Here is a 15,930-nt window from a genome sequence, read left to right as displayed (position 1 = left end):
CGCCGTTTAGCAAAGCTCCAGCTGCAGGTTGTTGTCTTTAATCACCTTCAGCACGCCTGCGGGCGGCATGATATCGGTATAAACCGCATCGACCATACTAATGCTGCCCATGTTCACCATCGCATTACGCCCAAACTTCGAGTGATCCACCACCAGCATCACGTGGCGCGAGTTTTCGATAATCGCCCGCTTGGTGCGCACTTCATGGTAATCAAACTCCAGCAGCGAACCGTCGCTATCAATACCGCTAATACCGAGAATGCCGAAGTCGAGGCGGAACTGGGAGATAAAATCGAGCGTCGCTTCGCCGATGATCCCGCCGTCGCGGCTGCGTAGCTCGCCGCCGGCAAGGATAATGCGAAAATCATCTTTCACCATCAGCGTATTTGCGACGTTGAGATTGTTGGTCACAATCCGCAGGTCATTATGGTCGAGCAACGCGTGGGCCACCGCTTCCGGCGTTGTGCCGATATCGATAAACAGGGTTGCGCCGTCGGGGATTTCGCTCGCCACTTTCCGCGCGATACGCTCTTTTTCCGCCGTCTGGGTCGCTTTCCTGTCGTGCCACGAGGTGTTGACCGAGCTGGAAGGCATCGCCGCGCCGCCGTGGTGGCGCAGGATCATTTTTTGTTCCGCTAAATCATTCAGGTCGCGACGAATAGTCTGCGGGCTGACGGCAAACTGCTCCACCAGTTCTTCGGTACTGACGTATCCCTGTTTTTTTACCAGCTCGATAATCGCGTCATGACGTTGTGTTTGTTTCATGAAATATCCCTGGGAATCTCTACGTTCGTTTTCGCACATTTAGCGTATCGACAAACGCCATCGCCAGCCCGACTGCCAGGCCCGCCACGTGCGCGCCATTGGCGATCGACATGCCGAAAACATCAAACCATCCTGCCACTAACCACACTAAAGAGAAGAGGATCAGACCACGCTGCAGATAAATACCGCTCTGCGGGTCGCGCTCGCCGCGCAGCCAGACATAGCCCATTAATGCATAGACTACCCCCGACAAACCGCCGAACCACGGGCCGCTAACCTGATGCTGGACGAATCCGCTCAGCAGAGCGCTGATAATGGTAATCACCACCAGCTTACCGCTACCGATGCGCTTCTCCACCGCACCGCCGAGGTACCACCACCATAGCAGGTTAAACAGAATATGCATCAGCGAGAAGTGCATGAAAGCGTGGGTAAGATAGCGCCAGGCTTCGAATTTCAGCGAAGGATCGTAAGGCCAGGCAAGCCAGATCATCATCGTCTGATCGCCCAGAACGTTTTGCAGTATGAAGACCAGGATACAGGCCAGCAAAATCGCCCACGTAAACGGCCCGGCGTTGTTACGCAGGGTAGCTAAAAACGGGAAGCGTTGATAATGCAATCCGCTATTGGTATGCCCCGATTGCCAGCTGGCGGCGAGATAGCGCGGGTCGGCCGGGTTTTCGAGAAAACGGGCCAGCTCGGCCTGCACCCGCGCGGCCTGGCTTTCATCTGCCAGCCAGACATCGCTCTGCGTGTGCTGTTGGATAGTCAGGATGACCCCCTGCGTCGCCATATAGTCGACAAACGCCTGGGCCACGCGCGGGTTGGCAAAAGAGGTAATCATTAACATACAGCGGATCGCTTATTCCACACAAAGGGGGCTAGTATATACCGTACCGCGCTTATAGCGAGCCGTGCGCGACTTCCGCCGGGAAATGACGATGCCAGGCGTCAAAACCGCCATCGACGCTGTAGACGTTCTCGAAGCCCTGCTGCAGCAGATACTGCGCGGCGCCTTTACTGCTGTTGCCGTGGTAGCACATCACCATCACCGGCGTCTCAAAATCGTTATCGCGCATAAAAGCGCCCAGGGTATCGTTGGTCAGATGAAACGCGCCCGGCGTGTGCCCCATGGCATAGCTTTGCGGGTCACGGATATCGACCAGCACCGCCTTCTGCTGATGCAGTTTCTGATGCGCTTCTTCTACATTGATACATTCAAATTGTTCCATGATTCTCTTCTCTATTGCACTTCATGACGGGCGGTGACCGACCCTGATTTTACCCGCTAGTGTACCGTCAGGCGGTAAATAAACGCCAATATGTTACATGCATCACTCTGAAATGTTTTTTTGATGTTACCAAAAGCGCGTTTGTTTGCTATAGTGAGCGATATCGAACATTTATGAGCTTAAACGAAAGCGAACGAGGTGCGAGCGTGGAAATCAAAGATCTGATTGTGATAGGCGGAGGCATCAACGGTGCCGGTATCGCGGCAGACGCCGCCGGGCGCGGTTTATCCGTGCTGATGCTGGAAGCGAGAGACCTTGCCTGCGCCACCTCAAGCGCCAGCTCGAAACTGATTCACGGCGGCCTGCGCTATCTGGAACACTACGAATTCCGCCTGGTCAGCGAAGCGCTGGCGGAGCGCGAGGTGTTATTAAAAATGGCGCCGCATTTGGCCTTCCCGATGCGCTTCCGCTTACCGCATCGCCCGCATCTGCGCCCGGCGTGGATGATTCGTATCGGTCTGTTTTTATACGATCACCTCGGCAAACGCACCAGCCTGCCGGGCTCGACCGGTTTGCGCTTTGGCGCGGAATCGGTACTTAAGCCGGAAATCGTGCGCGGTTTCGAATATTCCGACTGCTGGGTCGACGATGCGCGTCTGGTTCTTGCCAACGCCCAGATGGTGGTACGTAAAGGAGGCGAAGTTCGCACCCGCACCCGCGCTATCTCGGCAAAACGCGAAAACGGCCTGTGGGTGGTGGAAGCGGAAGATATCGATAGCGGCGAAAAATTCACCTGGCACGCGCGCGGTCTGGTTAACGCTACCGGCCCGTGGGTGAAACATTTCTTCGACGAAGGCATGCATCTGCGCTCGCCGTATGGCATCCGCCTGATCAAAGGCAGCCATATCGTGGTGCCGCGCGTGCACACCCAGAAGCAGGCCTATATCCTGCAAAACGAAGATAAACGTATCGTGTTTGTTATCCCGTGGATGGATGAGTTCTCGATTATCGGCACCACCGACGTCGAGTACAACGGCGATCCGAAAGAGGTGGCGATCGATGATAAAGAAATCAACTACCTGCTGAACGTCTACAACGCGCACTTTAAAAAGACGCTGTCGCGCGACGATATCGTCTGGACTTACTCCGGCGTGCGTCCGCTGTGCGACGATGAATCCGACTCACCGCAGGCGATTACCCGCGACTATACGCTCGATATTCACGATGAGAACGGTCAGGCGCCGCTGCTGTCGGTATTCGGCGGCAAGCTCACCACCTACCGTAAACTGGCGGAACATGCGCTGGAAAAACTGACGCCGTATTATCAGGGGATTGGCCCGGCGTGGACCAAAACCGCCGTTCTGCCCGGCGGCGATATCGGCGGCGACCGCGACGACTACGCGGCGAAACTGCGCCGTCGCTTCGCGTTTATCAGCGAATCAATGGCCCGCCACTACGCCCGCACCTACGGCAGCAACAGCGAGTGGATCCTTGGCGAAGCGACTTCGCTTGTCGATCTGGGAGAAGATTTTGGCCACGAGTTTTATGAAGCCGAGCTGAAGTACCTGGTCGAACACGAGTGGGTTCGCAGCCTGGATGACGCTATCTGGCGCCGTACCAAACAGGGGATGTGGCTGAATGCCGAGCAGCAGGCGCGTATCAGCGAGTGGCTGGCGCAACATACGGGAAAGTCTGAACTGTCGTTAGCGTCCTGACATACCCCGGGCGGCGGCTTACGCCTGGCCCGGGCTACATCACAGCGCAAATCTGTAGCCCCGCGAGCGGGGCAATAACCACGGGTAAAGCGCCGCTTTTGCGCCGGATAGCGGCTGCGCCTTATCCGGCCTACGGACAGTGCCAAGGTGAGCTTAAGATCTCTATCTTGTACCCATGGCCACTAAAACCACCGGTGTTGGTGGCCTCAAAATCGCTGAGACGTTCCCGGAAGACTGGGAGCGCAATGTGCTCTGAATTAACACAAAACACACGTTTTCCCGAACCAAAACAGTTGCCAACCGATAACCGTATCTACGGCTTGCGCCTGACCCGGGTTACCGATTCACAAATTAAACGAGACTTTTTTTCCAGTCGGCAACGTGACATTTATACTTAGTTCCCCACCCAAGGCCGCAATGTAGCGCTTTAGGGTCGAAAGCCTCGGGTCGTTATCAGCCTGTTCCATTTTAGCGATCGTTGGCTGCTTAACCCCCATAGCCGCAGCCATCTCCGTTTGTGAAATTTGTAACTCTTCGCGAAGCAAGTTTAAAGCGACAGACTGACGTATCTCTGCCGCTTTCGCTGCAATACGCTGCTGGCTTTCAGGACTCTGTTTCGCCATGAGTTCTTTTAGCGTGCCCATTATCGCTCCTTAGTCAGGTGCTGGCTGAATTCTCTATCAGCCAGGGTAATCATCTCTTTGTAAAAACGTTTCTCATTCATGCCATCCTTATTGCCCGCACATAAAACGATAGCTTTCCGAAGAGGATCAAAAGCAAAAAAGGCGCGGACTGGGAGCCCATGATGCTGAACCCGAAGTTCTTTCATATTCTGAAACTTTGAACCTTTAACCGTATCAACATACGGACGCCCAAGCTGCGGACCAAACTCAGACAGGATAAGCATCGTGGCCAACATATCCTCTTTTAAAGCTCTGCTTTGTAATTCGAACCAGGTATCAAACGTATCCGTCGTTTCTACATCCCACATAGACGATCCCTCATAGCCTAAAGGCTATCATCAACATTATAGCTATTAGGCTATGAACGTAAACTATTTGAGCATTTATCGTACTGCTGGCAAATTCACGTCAATAGTATATTCCCGCAATAGCCTGAATCCCTCCCGGCACTTTTCCGAATAAAACGTTCGCTACACAAACAGAAACGGGGCCAGTTTTGGCCCCGTTTTGCTGATGCTTAACCGATTACAAACGAACCGGGTCGATATGCCAGATATGTTTGGCGTACTCCTGGATCGTGCGGTCGGATGAGAAATAGCCCATGTTGGCGATGTTCATCATCGCTTTATTGGCCCACTCCTCCGGATGGCGGTACAGCTCGTCCACCTTATCCTGGCAATCAACGTAGCTGCGGTAGTCCGCCAGTACCTGATAGTGGTCGCCGAAGTTGATCAGCGAATCCAGCAGGTCGCGGTAGCGACCAGGTTCCGACGGGCTGAACAGGCCGGTGCCAATCTGCGTCAACGCCTGATGCAGCTCCTCATCCTGCTCATAGTAATCGCGAGGTTTATAGCCGTTACTGCGCAGGGCTTCTACCTGTTCCGCGGTATTACCGAAGATAAAGATATTGTCCTCGCCGACGTGCTCCAGCATCTCGACGTTAGCGCCATCCAGCGTACCAATGGTCAGCGCGCCGTTGAGCGCAAACTTCATATTACTGGTACCGGAGGCTTCCGTCCCCGCCAGCGAGATCTGCTCGGAGAGATCCGCCGCCGGGATAATCAGCTGCGCCAGGCTCACGCTGTAGTTGGGGATAAACACCACTTTCAGCTTATCGCCAATCTGCGGATCGTTGTTCACCACCGCCGCCACATCGTTGATCAGATGAATAATATGCTTCGCCATATAGTAGGCCGACGCGGCCTTACCGGCGAAGATATTCACTCGCGGCACCCACTCCGCCTGAGGATCGGCTTTGATCCGGTTGTAGCGGGTGATGACGTGCAGGATATTCATCAGCTGGCGTTTATATTCGTGGATGCGTTTGATCTGCACATCAAACAGCGCCTTAGGATTGACCACCACGTTCAACTGCTGGGCGATATAGTTCGCCAGCCGCTGCTTATTCTCAAGCTTGGCGCGGCGCACCGCCTGGTTCACCGTCGGGTAATCAATATGCTGCTGCAGATCGCTTAGTTGGCTTAAGTCGGTGCGCCAGGTGTGGCCGATATTCTCATCCAGCACCTGCGACAGCGGCGGGTTCGCCAACGCCAGCCAGCGCCGCGGCGTGACGCCGTTGGTGACGTTGGTAAAGCGCATCGGGAAAATCTTTGCAAACTCGGCAAACAGCGACTCGACCATTAAGCGCGAATGCAGCTCGGACACGCCGTTGACTTTATGGCTGACGACAACCGCCAGCCATGCCATACGTACCCGGCGCCCATTGGATTCATCAATGATGGAGGTACGGCTGAGCAGCGCGGTATCGTTGGGATACTGCTCCTGCAGCGTCTTGAGGAAGTAATCGTTAATCTCGAAGATAATCTGCAGATGGCGCGGCAGGATTTTCCCCAGCATATCGACCGGCCAGGTCTCCAGCGCTTCGCTCATCAACGTATGGTTGGTATAGGAGAAGACCTGGCAGGTCACCTCGAAGGCTTCATCCCAGCTAAATTTGTGCTCATCGATCAGCAGACGCATCAGCTCAGGGATCGACAGCACCGGGTGGGTGTCATTGAGGTGAATGGCGATTTTCGCCGCCAGATTGTCGTAGGTGCGGTGCAGCTGGTAGTGGCGGCTGAGGATATCCTGTACCGTCGCCGAGACCAGGAAATACTCCTGACGCAGGCGCAGCTCGCGCCCGGAATAGGTGGAATCGTCCGGATAAAGTACCCGCGAAACGTTCTCGGAGTGGTTCTTATCTTCCACCGCCGCGAAGTAGTCGCCCTGGTTGAATTTACCGAGGTTGATTTCGCTACTGGCCTGCGCGCTCCACAACCGCAGGGTGTTGGTGGCATCGGTATCGAAACCGGGGATAATCTGATCGTAGGCTTCGGCGATAATCTCTTCGGTCTCTATCCAGCGGGTATTTTTTCCTTCCTGCTGCACGCGGCCGCCGAAACGCACTTTATAGCGCGTATTGTGCCGTTCGAACTCCCACGGGTTGCCGTACTCCAGCCAGTAATCCGGCGACTCTTTCTGTCGTCCGTCGACGATGTTCTGCTTGAACATCCCATAGTCGTAGCGGATACCGTAGCCGCGGCCCGGCAGACCCAGCGTCGCCAGCGAATCGAGGAAGCAGGCGGCCAGGCGCCCTAAACCGCCGTTGCCTAAACCGGGGTCGTTTTCTTCATCAATAAGCTCTTCCAGATCGAGCCCCATATCGGCCAGCGCATTATTCACATCTTCATAAATCCCTAACGACAACAGCGCGTTAGAGAGGGTGCGGCCAATCAAAAACTCCATCGACAGATAGTAAACCTGCCGCACTTCCTGCGACAGCTGGGCGCGGTTTGAACGCAGCCAGCGCTCGACCATGCGGTCGCGAACGGCGAACAGGGTGGCGTTCAGCCATTCGTGTTTGTTGGCGATCGCCGGATCTTTGCCGATGATAAACATCAGCTTATACGCGATAGAATGCTTTAACGCCTCAACGCTCAGCGTGGGTGATGCATAACTAAAGGGTGCATTCATAGCCATAGCTCCTGTGGTTACATCAAGCGTTGATAGAGTTCACGATAGGATTTCGCCGCCACCTGCCAGCTAAAGTCCATATTCATCGCCTGACGCTGAACGTAGCGCCACAGCGATGGCCGCGACCACAACACAAAGGTGCGCCGGATGGCCCGCAGCAACGACACCGCGTTACTGTCCTCAAAGACAAAGCCGCTGGCGACGCCGTCGGCGAGGTTTTCCAGCGAACAGTCGGCCACGGTATCGGCGAGACCGCCGGTGCGGCGCACCAGCGGCAGAGTGCCGTATTTCAGGCCATACAGCTGAGTCAGACCGCACGGTTCAAAGCGGCTGGGAACCAGAATCACATCGGCGCCGCCCATGATGCGGTGCGAAAACGCCTCGTGATAGCCAATCTGCACGCCGACCTGGCCCGGATGTTCGGCGGCGGCGGCGAGGAAGCCCTCCTGCAGGACCGGATCGCCGGCGCCCAACAGCGCCAGTTGCCCGCCCTGCTCCAGCAGGCCCGGCAGTGCCTCCAGCACCAGATCCAGCCCTTTTTGGCTGGTCAGGCGGCTCACCACGGCGAACAGCGGCGCTTTGTCATCCACCTTCAGCCCCATGGCGATTTGCAGCTGCCGTTTATTCTCGGCTTTCTCCTCCAGGCAGTCGCGGTCATAGCGCGCCGCCAGCAGCAGATCGCTTTGCGGATTCCAGATACCATCATCGACGCCGTTAAGGATGCCGGACAAGCGGCCCTCGTGCTGGCGCTGGCGCAGCAGCCCTTCCATGCCGTAGGCATATTGCGGTTCGGTGATTTCCCGCGCGTAGGTTGGGCTCACCGCCGTGATATGGTCGGCATAATACAGCCCGGCTTTGAGGAACGAGATCTGGCCGTTAAATTCGAGGCCGTGCATGTTATAGAACGACCACGGCAGCTCTATCTCATTCATATGCCAGGAGTAAAACATCCCCTGGTAGGCGAGATTGTGCACCGTAAACACCGATTTCGCCGGACGCCCACGCGCCGCCAGGTAGGCCGGCGTCAGGCCCGCATGCCAGTCATGGGCGTGTACCACCTCCGGGCGCCAGAATGGATCCAGCCCGCAGGCCATTTCGCTACCTACCCAGCCAAGCAGCGCAAAGCGCAGCACGTTATCGGTATAGGCGTTCATGTTGGCGTCGTGATACGGGCTCCCCGGGCGATCGTAGAGATGCGGAGCGTCGATCAGATAGATACCGACGCCGTTAAAATGGCCGAACAGCAGGGTGATGCGCCCGGCAAAGGTATCCCGACGGGTGACGACCTGCGCGTCGGTAATCCCGCGGCGGATATCCGGATACCCCGGCAGCAGCACGCGGGTATCCACGCCGTCTGCGATCTGCGCCGCAGGCAGCGCGCCGATAACATCAGCCAGACCGCCGGTTTTTAACAACGGGAACATCTCTGAACATACGTGTAAAACCTGCATTATCGCTCCTGTTTGTGCCCCAGTTTCCGCAGCATGTCGCGCGTAACCAGCACGATCCCTTCTTCTGAACGATAGAAGCGGCTGGCATCTTCTTCCGCATTCTCCCCAATGACCATCCCTTCCGGGATGACGCAGGCGCGATCTATCACGCAGCGGCGCAGGCGGCACGAGCGCCCGACCCAGACATCCGGCAATAAGACTGCCGAATCAATGTTACAAAACGAATTCACCCGCACCCGCGGGAACAGCACCGACTGCACCACCACCGAGCCCGAGATAATGCAGCCGCCGGAAACCAGCGAGTTCAGCGTCATGCCGTGACTGCCGGAGCGGTCCTGCACGAACTTCGCCGGCGGCAGCGATTCCATATGGGTACGGATAGGCCAGTGCTGGTCGTACATATCCAGCTCCGGCGTCACCGAGGCCAGGTCGAGGTTGGCCTTCCAGTAGGCCTCCAGCGTCCCGACATCGCGCCAGTACGGCTCGGCTTGCGGGTCGGACTGCACGCAGGAGAGCGGGAAAGGATGTGCATAAGCCATGCCAGCTTCGGTAATTTTCGGGATGATATCTTTGCCGAAGTCGTGGCTGGAGTTTTCGTCGAGATCGTCGGCGGCCAGCAGTTCATAAAGGTAATCCGCATCAAAGACATAGATGCCCATACTGGCAAGCGAGCGGGTAGCGTCGTTCGGCATCGCCGGCGGGTTGGCCGGTTTCTCGACGAACTCGATGATCTTCTCGCTTTCGTCGACCGCCATCACGCCAAAGGCGGATGCTTCTTCGATGGGCACCGGCATACAGGCGACGGTGCAGCGCGCGCCTTTTTCGACATGGTCGATCAGCATGCGCGAGTAGTCTTGTTTGTAGATGTGGTCGCCGGCGAGGATCACCACATATTCGGCTTTATAGCGACGAATAATGTCGAGGTTCTGAGTCACCGCATCGGCCGTACCGCGATACCAGTTTTCACCGTGTACCCGCTGCTGCGCCGGCAGCAGATCGACAAACTCATTCATCTCTTCGCTGAAGAAAGACCAGCCGCGCTGGATATGCTGCACCAGGGTGTGCGACTGATACTGGGTAATTACGCCGATGCGGCGAATACCTGAGTTAAGACAGTTAGATAACGCGAAGTCGATAATACGGAACTTACCGCCAAAGTGGACGGCAGGCTTCGCGCGCTTAATGGTTAAATCCTTAAGCCGGGTACCACGCCCGCCAGCAAGGATCAGCGCCACCGATTTGAGAGGAAGTTGACGCGCCAGCATCAACGGATCGTTCTTTTCAAGCCCAACCATGATTAACTCCTTTTGATTCCCCTGCTTCACGGCCCATTCATCATGAACGCGCCGAAAACCCCCAGGGACTATGACCTTTGAAATACGCAAACTCCGTGCGCGGGCCCATGCCAGACAGCCATGATGACCGGATTATCCTCTCCGGCGAATGGAGGAACGGCGCGCCATTCCCCCGCGGGTAAAACCATATCCGCCACCTCAGCGGTGGCATTCAGCGCGATCAGCCAGCGATCGGATAACAGGATTTGCAGCCGCGCGGCGCCATGCTGCCACTCGTCGGCGTTTAACGGTTCTCCGCGCTGATTGAGCCAGCTCACATTGCCGTCATGCTCCTGCCACCACTGATTACGGGTTAACGCCGGAATGCGCCGACGCAGGTGGATAAGCGCGGCGACAAACGCGGTTAACCCGTGATTTGCCCGCCGCCAGTCCAGCCAGGTCAAAGCATTGTCCTGACAGTACGCATTATTGTTGCCGTGCTGGCTATGGCCATGCTCATCGCCCGCCAGCAGCATCGGCGTGCCTTGCGACAGCAGCAGCGTGGTCAAGAGCGCATGTACGCTATCGCGCCGCCGCTCAATCACGGCAAGATTGGCTTCTAATCCCTCTATACCATGATTGTTGCTGTAGTTATTGTTAGTCCCATCGCGATTCTCTTCGCCGTTCGCCTGATTGTGTTTCTGATTGAAACAAACACAATCACGTAGGGTGAATCCATCATGCGCCGTGATCAGATTGATCGTCGCCGCAGGCCGTTTGCCATCGCGGGCAAAGAGATCGCTGGAGGCGGCGAAGCGCTGGGCGAAGTCACCCAACGATACGTTTTGTTGCAGCCAGAAACGGCGCGCGGTATCGCGAAAATGGTCGTTCCATTCGGCAAACAGCGGCGGGAAGTTCCCCACCTGATAACCGCCCTGGCCAATATCCCAGGGTTCGGCAATCAGCTTGATCGCCGACAATACCGGGTCGCGGCGAATGGCCTCAAACAGCGGCGCGTCCTGACGAAATTCCGGCGTGCGCCCCATCACCGACGCCAGATCGAAGCGAAAGCCGTCAACGTGGCACTCATCAACCCAAAAGCGCAGGCACTGCAGGGCATACTCCACCACGCCGGGATGACTGAGGTTGAGCGTGTTACCGCAGCCGGTCCAGTTGTGATAATCGCCGTCGTCCCTGATCCAATAATAGCTGCGGTTATCGATACCGCGCAGGGAGATGGTCGGCCCTTCAAGATCGATTTCCGCGCTATGGTTCAGCACGATATCGAGGATCACCTCGATGCCCGCCGCGTGCAGCGCTTTCACCGCATCGCGGAACTCATCGAGCGCCCGCTGCGGCTGGCTGGCGTAGCGCGGCTCCAGCGCAAACAGCGCCAGCGGGTTATAGCCCCAGTAGTTGCTCAGCCCCATCCGCTGCAGGCGAGGTTCGCTGGCGAACTGCGCTACCGGCATTAGCTCCAGCGCGGTAATACCCAGGCGGCGGAAATAGTCGATCATCAGCGGGTGGCCCAGCGCCTGATAGGTGCCGCGGATGGCCTCCGGCAGCTCCGGATGCAGCCAGGTCAACCCTTTGACGTGGGCTTCATAAATGACCGTTTCGCCCCACGGCGTGCGCGGCGGTTTATCGCCGAGCCAGTCGTAATGCAGATCGACTACCTGCGACTTTGGCGCAATGGCTGCGCTATCGCGGGCATCCGGTTCATGCATCCCGCCATGTAAACGCTCGTCGTCCAGCAGTTCGCCCGCCACCTGATGCGCGCAGGGGTCGAGCAGCAGCTTGGCCGGATTGAAGCGATGCCCCTGCGCCGGATCCCACGGCCCGTGCACCCGATAACCGTAGCGTAGCCCCGGACGCGCATCGGCCAGCCAGCCGTGCCAGATGTCGCCGCTGCGCGCCGGTAGGTCGTAGCGCCGCTCGTTACCCTGCTGGTCGAACACGCAGAGCTCCACCCGCTCGGCGTGGGCGGAAAACAGGGTGAAGTTCACCCCTTTGCCGTCATAGCTGGCGCCCAAAGGCATCGGTTTTCCCGCGGCAAGCGTCGTCATCAGGCCTCCCGTACCAGCCAGATGGTCGCCAGCGGCGGCAGGGTAATCGACAACGAATGCTGACGACCGTGACTGGCGACGGACTCGCTCTCAACCACTCCGCCATTTCCGGCGTTACTACCGTGATAATGCATCGAGTCGGTATTCAGCTCCTCGCGCCAGCGTCCCGGCTGGTTGATGCCGAAACGGTAGTTGTGCCGCGGCACCGGCGTGAAGTTGCTGGCGACGATAATCTCATTGCCGGCTTTATCGCGGCGCACAAAGATAAATACCGAACGCTCATGATCGTCGACCACCAGCCATTCGAAGCCGTAGGGATCGAAATCAAGCTCGTGCAGCGCTTTATGGTGGCGGTAGGTATGGTTCAGGTCGCGCACCAGCCGCTGGACGCCGTGGTGCCAGTTGTCGCCACCCTCCAGCAGATGCCAGTCGAGACTGGCGTCGTGGTTCCACTCGCGGCCCTGGGCGAATTCATTGCCCATAAACAGCAGCTTTTTGCCCGGGAAGGCGAACAGCCAGCCGTAATAGGCGCGCAGGTTGGCAAAGCGCTGCCATGCGTCGCCCGGCATGCGGTCGAGAATCGATTTTTTGCCGTGCACCACTTCATCGTGGGAGAGCGGCAGCACGAAGTTCTCGGTGTAGTTGTAGAGCATGCCGAAGGTCATTTTGTCGTGATGGTAGCGACGATGGACAGGATCGAGCTTCATATAGTCCAGCGTGTCGTGCATCCAGCCGAGATTCCATTTGAACCAGAAGCCGAGGCCGCCGTCGGCGGGCGGGCGCGTCACGCCGGCAAAATCGGTGGACTCTTCCGCCATCGTTACCGCCCCTGGCGTCTGCTCGCCGAGAATACGGTTGGTGTTACGCAGAAACTCGATCGCTTCGAGATTTTCCCGCCCGCCGTATTCGTTGGGGATCCACTCGCCCGCTTTACGGCTATAGTCGCGGTAGATCATCGACGCCACCGCGTCGACGCGCAGCGCATCAATGCCGAAGCGCTCGATCCAGTACAGCGCGTTACCCACCAGGTAATTGCTGACTTCGCGGCGGCCGTAGTTATAGATAAGGGTATTCCAGTCCTGGTGATAACCTTCGCGCGGATCGCTGTGTTCATACAGCGAGGTGCCGTCAAATGAGGCCAGCGCAAAATCATCCGCCGGAAAATGACCCGGAACCCAATCGAGGATCACGTTAAGGCCCGCGGCGTGGGCGGCATCGATGAAATAGCGGAAATCTTCACGGGTGCCGAAGCGGCGTGTCGGCGCGTAGAGGCCGGTCGGCTGGTAGCCCCAGCTGCCGTCGAACGGGTGTTCGTTCACCGGCAGCAGTTCGAGGTGGGTGAAACCCATCCATTTTGCATATGGCACCAGTTGGTCTGCCAGTTCGCGGTAGCTAAGCCAGAAGTTATTGTCGGTATGGCGGCGCCAGGACCCGAGGTGCACTTCATAGATAGAGATCGGCGCATCAAACTGGTTCGCGGCTTTGCGCGCCGCCGGCTGCTCGACTTTGGGCGGCAAATCGCAGATAAGCGACGCGCTTTCCGGGCGCATCTGCGACTCGAAGGCGTAAGGATCGGCTTTGACCCGTAGATTGCCATGAGCATCGATCAGCTCGAATTTATACAGCTGGCCATTAAGCGCGCCGGGAATGAAGAGTTCCCAGATACCGGACTCTTTGCGCAGGCGCATCGGATGGCGTCGGCCATCCCAGTAGTTAAATTGCCCCACCACCGAGACCCGGCGGGCGTTTGGCGCCCAAACCGAAAAGCGCGTACCGGTGACGCCATCCATGGTGTCGGCGTGCGCGCCCAGAGTTTCGTAAGGGCGCAGGTGCGTCCCCTCGGACAACAGCCAGGCATCAACATCCTGCAGCAGCGGGCCGAAACGGTAAGGGTCGTCAATCAGGTTTTGCTGTCCGTGCCAGGTGACGGCCAGCTGGTAGCGAAAAGCGTTTTTACGCCGCGGCAGGAGGCCGCTAAAGAATCCGCGCGAGTCGAGGCATTCGAGTTTGCCGACTTTACGCCCGGTTTTCGGTTCAATAACCCACACTTCGGTGGCATCTGGTAATAATGCGCGAACTTCCAGCCCCGCCTCGGTGCGGTGCATGCCAAGCACGGAAAAGGGATCCGCGAAATGACCTGCAATAAGCGCATTAATCACGTCTCTATCGATTCGATTCGACATGCTTTCATCCTGTTGTAAGTGTCGCCCTTTCCTGTACCCGGCGACTTTTTTGACCTGAACGGCGCAGCACCAACGTGCATCCTCCTGCTCCGTCCCACCTTCAGGTAAGGAACTCCTTACTTAAAGCATAGCCAAGGCTGCGTTACCTCCGTGGGGAAAAATCCAACATCCGCGTTTACTCCTTGTATTACGCAAAAAAAAGGGGTGTATCCACACCCCTTATCGTTTGTCCTGCGTTTACGCCAGCTGTCGTAGCATGCGGCGCAACGGTTCGGCGGCGCCCCACAGCAGCTGGTCGCCGACGGTAAAGGCCGACAGGTACTCAGGACCCATGTTCAGTTTACGCAGGCGCCCTACCGGGGTGGTCAGGGTGCCGGTCACCGCGGCTGGGGTCAGCTCGCGCATGGTGATGTCGCGATCGTTTGGCACCACTTTGGCCCACGGGTTATGCGCGGCCAGCAGTTCCTCAACGGTCGGGATAGAAACATCTTTCTTCAGCTTGATGGTAAACGCCTGGCTGTGGCAGCGCAGCGCGCCGACGCGCACGCACAGACCATCGACCGGGATCGGCGACGCGGTGGCGAGAATTTTGTTCGTCTCCGCCTGGCCTTTCCACTCTTCGCGGCTCTGGCCGTTATCAAGCTGTTTGTCGATCCATGGGATCAGGCTGCCCGCCAGCGGCACGCCAAAGTTATCGACCGGCAGATCGCCGCTGCGGGTCAGCGACGTCACTTTGCGCTCGATATCGAGAATCGCGGACGCCGGGTTCGCCAGCTCGCTCGCCACGTGGCCATGCAGTTGGCCCATCTGGCTCAGCAGTTCGCGCATATGGCGCGCGCCGCCGCCGGAAGCCGCCTGGTAGGTCGCCACGCTGACCCACTCCACCAGGTCATGGGCAAACAGGCCGCCGAGGGACATCAGCATCAGGCTCACCGTACAGTTGCCGCCGACGAAGGTTTTAATGCCGTTATTCAGGCCAGCGGTAATCACATCCTGGTTAACCGGGTCGAGAATAATGATCGCATCGTCTTTCATGCGCAGCGAAGACGCCGCGTCAATCCAGTACCCCTGCCAGCCGCTTTCGCGCAGCTTCGGGTAAATCTCGTTGGTGTAATCGCCGCCCTGGCAGGTAACAATAATGTCCAGCGCCTTCAGCGCTTCCAGATCGAATGCATCCTGAAGCGTCCCCCCGGTACTGCCGCCGAATGACGGCGCGGGCTGACCCAGCTGAGAGGTGGAGAAGAAAACAGGGCGAATGGCGTCGAAATCACGCTCTTCCACCATGCGTTGCATGAGAACAGAGCCGACCATTCCACGCCAACCGATAAAACCAACATTTTTCATAACGTATTCCTGCGAGGTGTGTGCTGTTAGTGCCAGGCCAGTTTCCAACTGGGATGTCCTTCACATTACAAAATGCAGCTAAAGTCGCAAGTGAAATTAATCAATGATTGCGCGCCAATCAGAAAAGCAACTTATCCCGCACTCCGCCTACCGTCGCTGGTAGTCATAAAAAGCGTAAAGATTATCGGGCAAATAACCCGCGTAATGGAATATTTTCCGTCGCTATTTTATTGATCCTGATTAT

12 protein-coding genes are annotated in these 15,930 nt (G+C 57.3%); 1 reads left to right on the top strand and 11 read right to left on the bottom strand.

The features are described from left to right. Nucleotides 1-6 precede the first annotated feature (6 nt). The 3 genes from AC22LX_RS18210 to glpE are packed head-to-tail and all read right to left on the bottom strand — an operon-like array spanning nt 7 to nt 1,997. On the bottom strand, nt 7-765 hold the full coding sequence (locus AC22LX_RS18210) for a DeoR/GlpR family transcriptional regulator (protein ID WP_015369351.1): 759 nt from the start codon (nt 763-765) through the stop codon (nt 7-9). A gap of 19 nt (nt 766-784) precedes the next feature. Further along, a complete protein-coding gene (gene glpG / locus AC22LX_RS18205; protein ID WP_015703685.1) occupies nt 785-1,615 on the bottom strand; it encodes a rhomboid family intramembrane serine protease GlpG in 831 nt (276 codons plus the stop codon). A 52-nt stretch (nt 1,616-1,667) separates the two neighbouring features. Then, entirely contained in the window at nt 1,668-1,997 is a 330-nt protein-coding gene (gene glpE / locus AC22LX_RS18200) for a thiosulfate sulfurtransferase GlpE (RefSeq protein ID WP_015369349.1), read from the bottom strand. 206 nt (nt 1,998-2,203) lie between these two features. Here glpE and glpD point away from each other — a divergent pair, with 206 nt between their 5' ends. Further along, nucleotides 2,204-3,712: a glycerol-3-phosphate dehydrogenase gene (gene glpD, locus AC22LX_RS18195; protein WP_045394888.1), complete on the top strand. Its 1,509-nt coding sequence runs from the start codon at nt 2,204-2,206 to the stop codon at nt 3,710-3,712. A 344-nt stretch (nt 3,713-4,056) separates the two neighbouring features. Here glpD and AC22LX_RS18190 read toward each other — a convergent pair whose 3' ends face one another. The 8 genes from AC22LX_RS18190 to asd form a co-directional block, all read right to left on the bottom strand. Further along, nucleotides 4,057-4,356 (bottom strand): helix-turn-helix domain-containing protein, encoded by a 300-nt coding sequence (locus AC22LX_RS18190; protein WP_045394831.1) that lies wholly within the window; start codon nt 4,354-4,356, stop codon nt 4,057-4,059. Further along, a complete protein-coding gene (locus AC22LX_RS18185; protein WP_045394830.1) occupies nt 4,356-4,703 on the bottom strand; it encodes a type II toxin-antitoxin system RelE/ParE family toxin in 348 nt (115 codons plus the stop codon). Before AC22LX_RS18185 ends, AC22LX_RS18190 begins: the two co-directional genes overlap by 1 nt. 217 nt (nt 4,704-4,920) lie before the next feature. After that, complete coding sequence (gene glgP, locus AC22LX_RS18180) at nt 4,921-7,368, bottom strand: glycogen phosphorylase (protein ID WP_015369347.1); 2,448 nt, start codon at nt 7,366-7,368, stop codon at nt 4,921-4,923. A 17-nt stretch (nt 7,369-7,385) separates the two neighbouring features. Continuing rightward, entirely contained in the window at nt 7,386-8,819 is a 1,434-nt protein-coding gene (gene glgA, locus AC22LX_RS18175) for a glycogen synthase GlgA (protein WP_045394829.1), read from the bottom strand. Next, nucleotides 8,819-10,114 (bottom strand): glucose-1-phosphate adenylyltransferase, encoded by a 1,296-nt coding sequence (gene glgC, locus AC22LX_RS18170; protein ID WP_015703688.1) that lies wholly within the window; start codon nt 10,112-10,114, stop codon nt 8,819-8,821. Before glgC ends, glgA begins: the two co-directional genes overlap by 1 nt. A gap of 68 nt (nt 10,115-10,182) precedes the next feature. Next, on the bottom strand, nt 10,183-12,159 hold the full coding sequence (gene glgX / locus AC22LX_RS18165; RefSeq protein ID WP_045394828.1) for a glycogen debranching protein GlgX: 1,977 nt from the start codon (nt 12,157-12,159) through the stop codon (nt 10,183-10,185). Then, complete coding sequence (gene glgB / locus AC22LX_RS18160) at nt 12,159-14,342, bottom strand: 1,4-alpha-glucan branching enzyme (RefSeq protein WP_032706494.1); 2,184 nt, start codon at nt 14,340-14,342, stop codon at nt 12,159-12,161. Before glgB ends, glgX begins: the two co-directional genes overlap by 1 nt. A gap of 237 nt (nt 14,343-14,579) precedes the next feature. Beyond that, on the bottom strand, nt 14,580-15,686 hold the full coding sequence (gene asd / locus AC22LX_RS18155; protein ID WP_015369342.1) for an aspartate-semialdehyde dehydrogenase: 1,107 nt from the start codon (nt 15,684-15,686) through the stop codon (nt 14,580-14,582). Nucleotides 15,687-15,930: the final 244 nt, after the last annotated feature.

The organism is Klebsiella sp. PK01 (assembly GCF_057624675.1).
This window is presented reverse-complemented; position numbering and strand designations above follow the sequence as displayed.

Coding starts and splice junctions, on each gene's coding strand:
- AC22LX_RS18210 (WP_015369351.1), bottom strand. CDS start 765: ATGAAACAAACACAACGTCATGACGCGATTATCGAGCTGGTAAAAAAA.
- glpG (WP_015703685.1), bottom strand. CDS start 1,615: ATGTTAATGATTACCTCTTTTGCCAACCCGCGCGTGGCCCAGGCGTTT.
- glpE (WP_015369349.1), bottom strand. CDS start 1,997: ATGGAACAATTTGAATGTATCAATGTAGAAGAAGCGCATCAGAAACTG.
- AC22LX_RS18190 (WP_045394831.1), bottom strand. CDS start 4,356: ATGGGCACGCTAAAAGAACTCATGGCGAAACAGAGTCCTGAAAGCCAG.
- AC22LX_RS18185 (WP_045394830.1), bottom strand. CDS start 4,703: ATGTGGGATGTAGAAACGACGGATACGTTTGATACCTGGTTCGAATTA.
- glgP (WP_015369347.1), bottom strand. CDS start 7,368: ATGAATGCACCCTTTAGTTATGCATCACCCACGCTGAGCGTTGAGGCG.
- glgA (WP_045394829.1), bottom strand. CDS start 8,819: ATGCAGGTTTTACACGTATGTTCAGAGATGTTCCCGTTGTTAAAAACC.
- glgC (WP_015703688.1), bottom strand. CDS start 10,114: ATGGTTGGGCTTGAAAAGAACGATCCGTTGATGCTGGCGCGTCAACTT.
- glgX (WP_045394828.1), bottom strand. CDS start 12,159: ATGACGACGCTTGCCGCGGGAAAACCGATGCCTTTGGGCGCCAGCTAT.
- glgB (WP_032706494.1), bottom strand. CDS start 14,342: ATGTCGAATCGAATCGATAGAGACGTGATTAATGCGCTTATTGCAGGT.
- asd (WP_015369342.1), bottom strand. CDS start 15,686: ATGAAAAATGTTGGTTTTATCGGTTGGCGTGGAATGGTCGGCTCTGTT.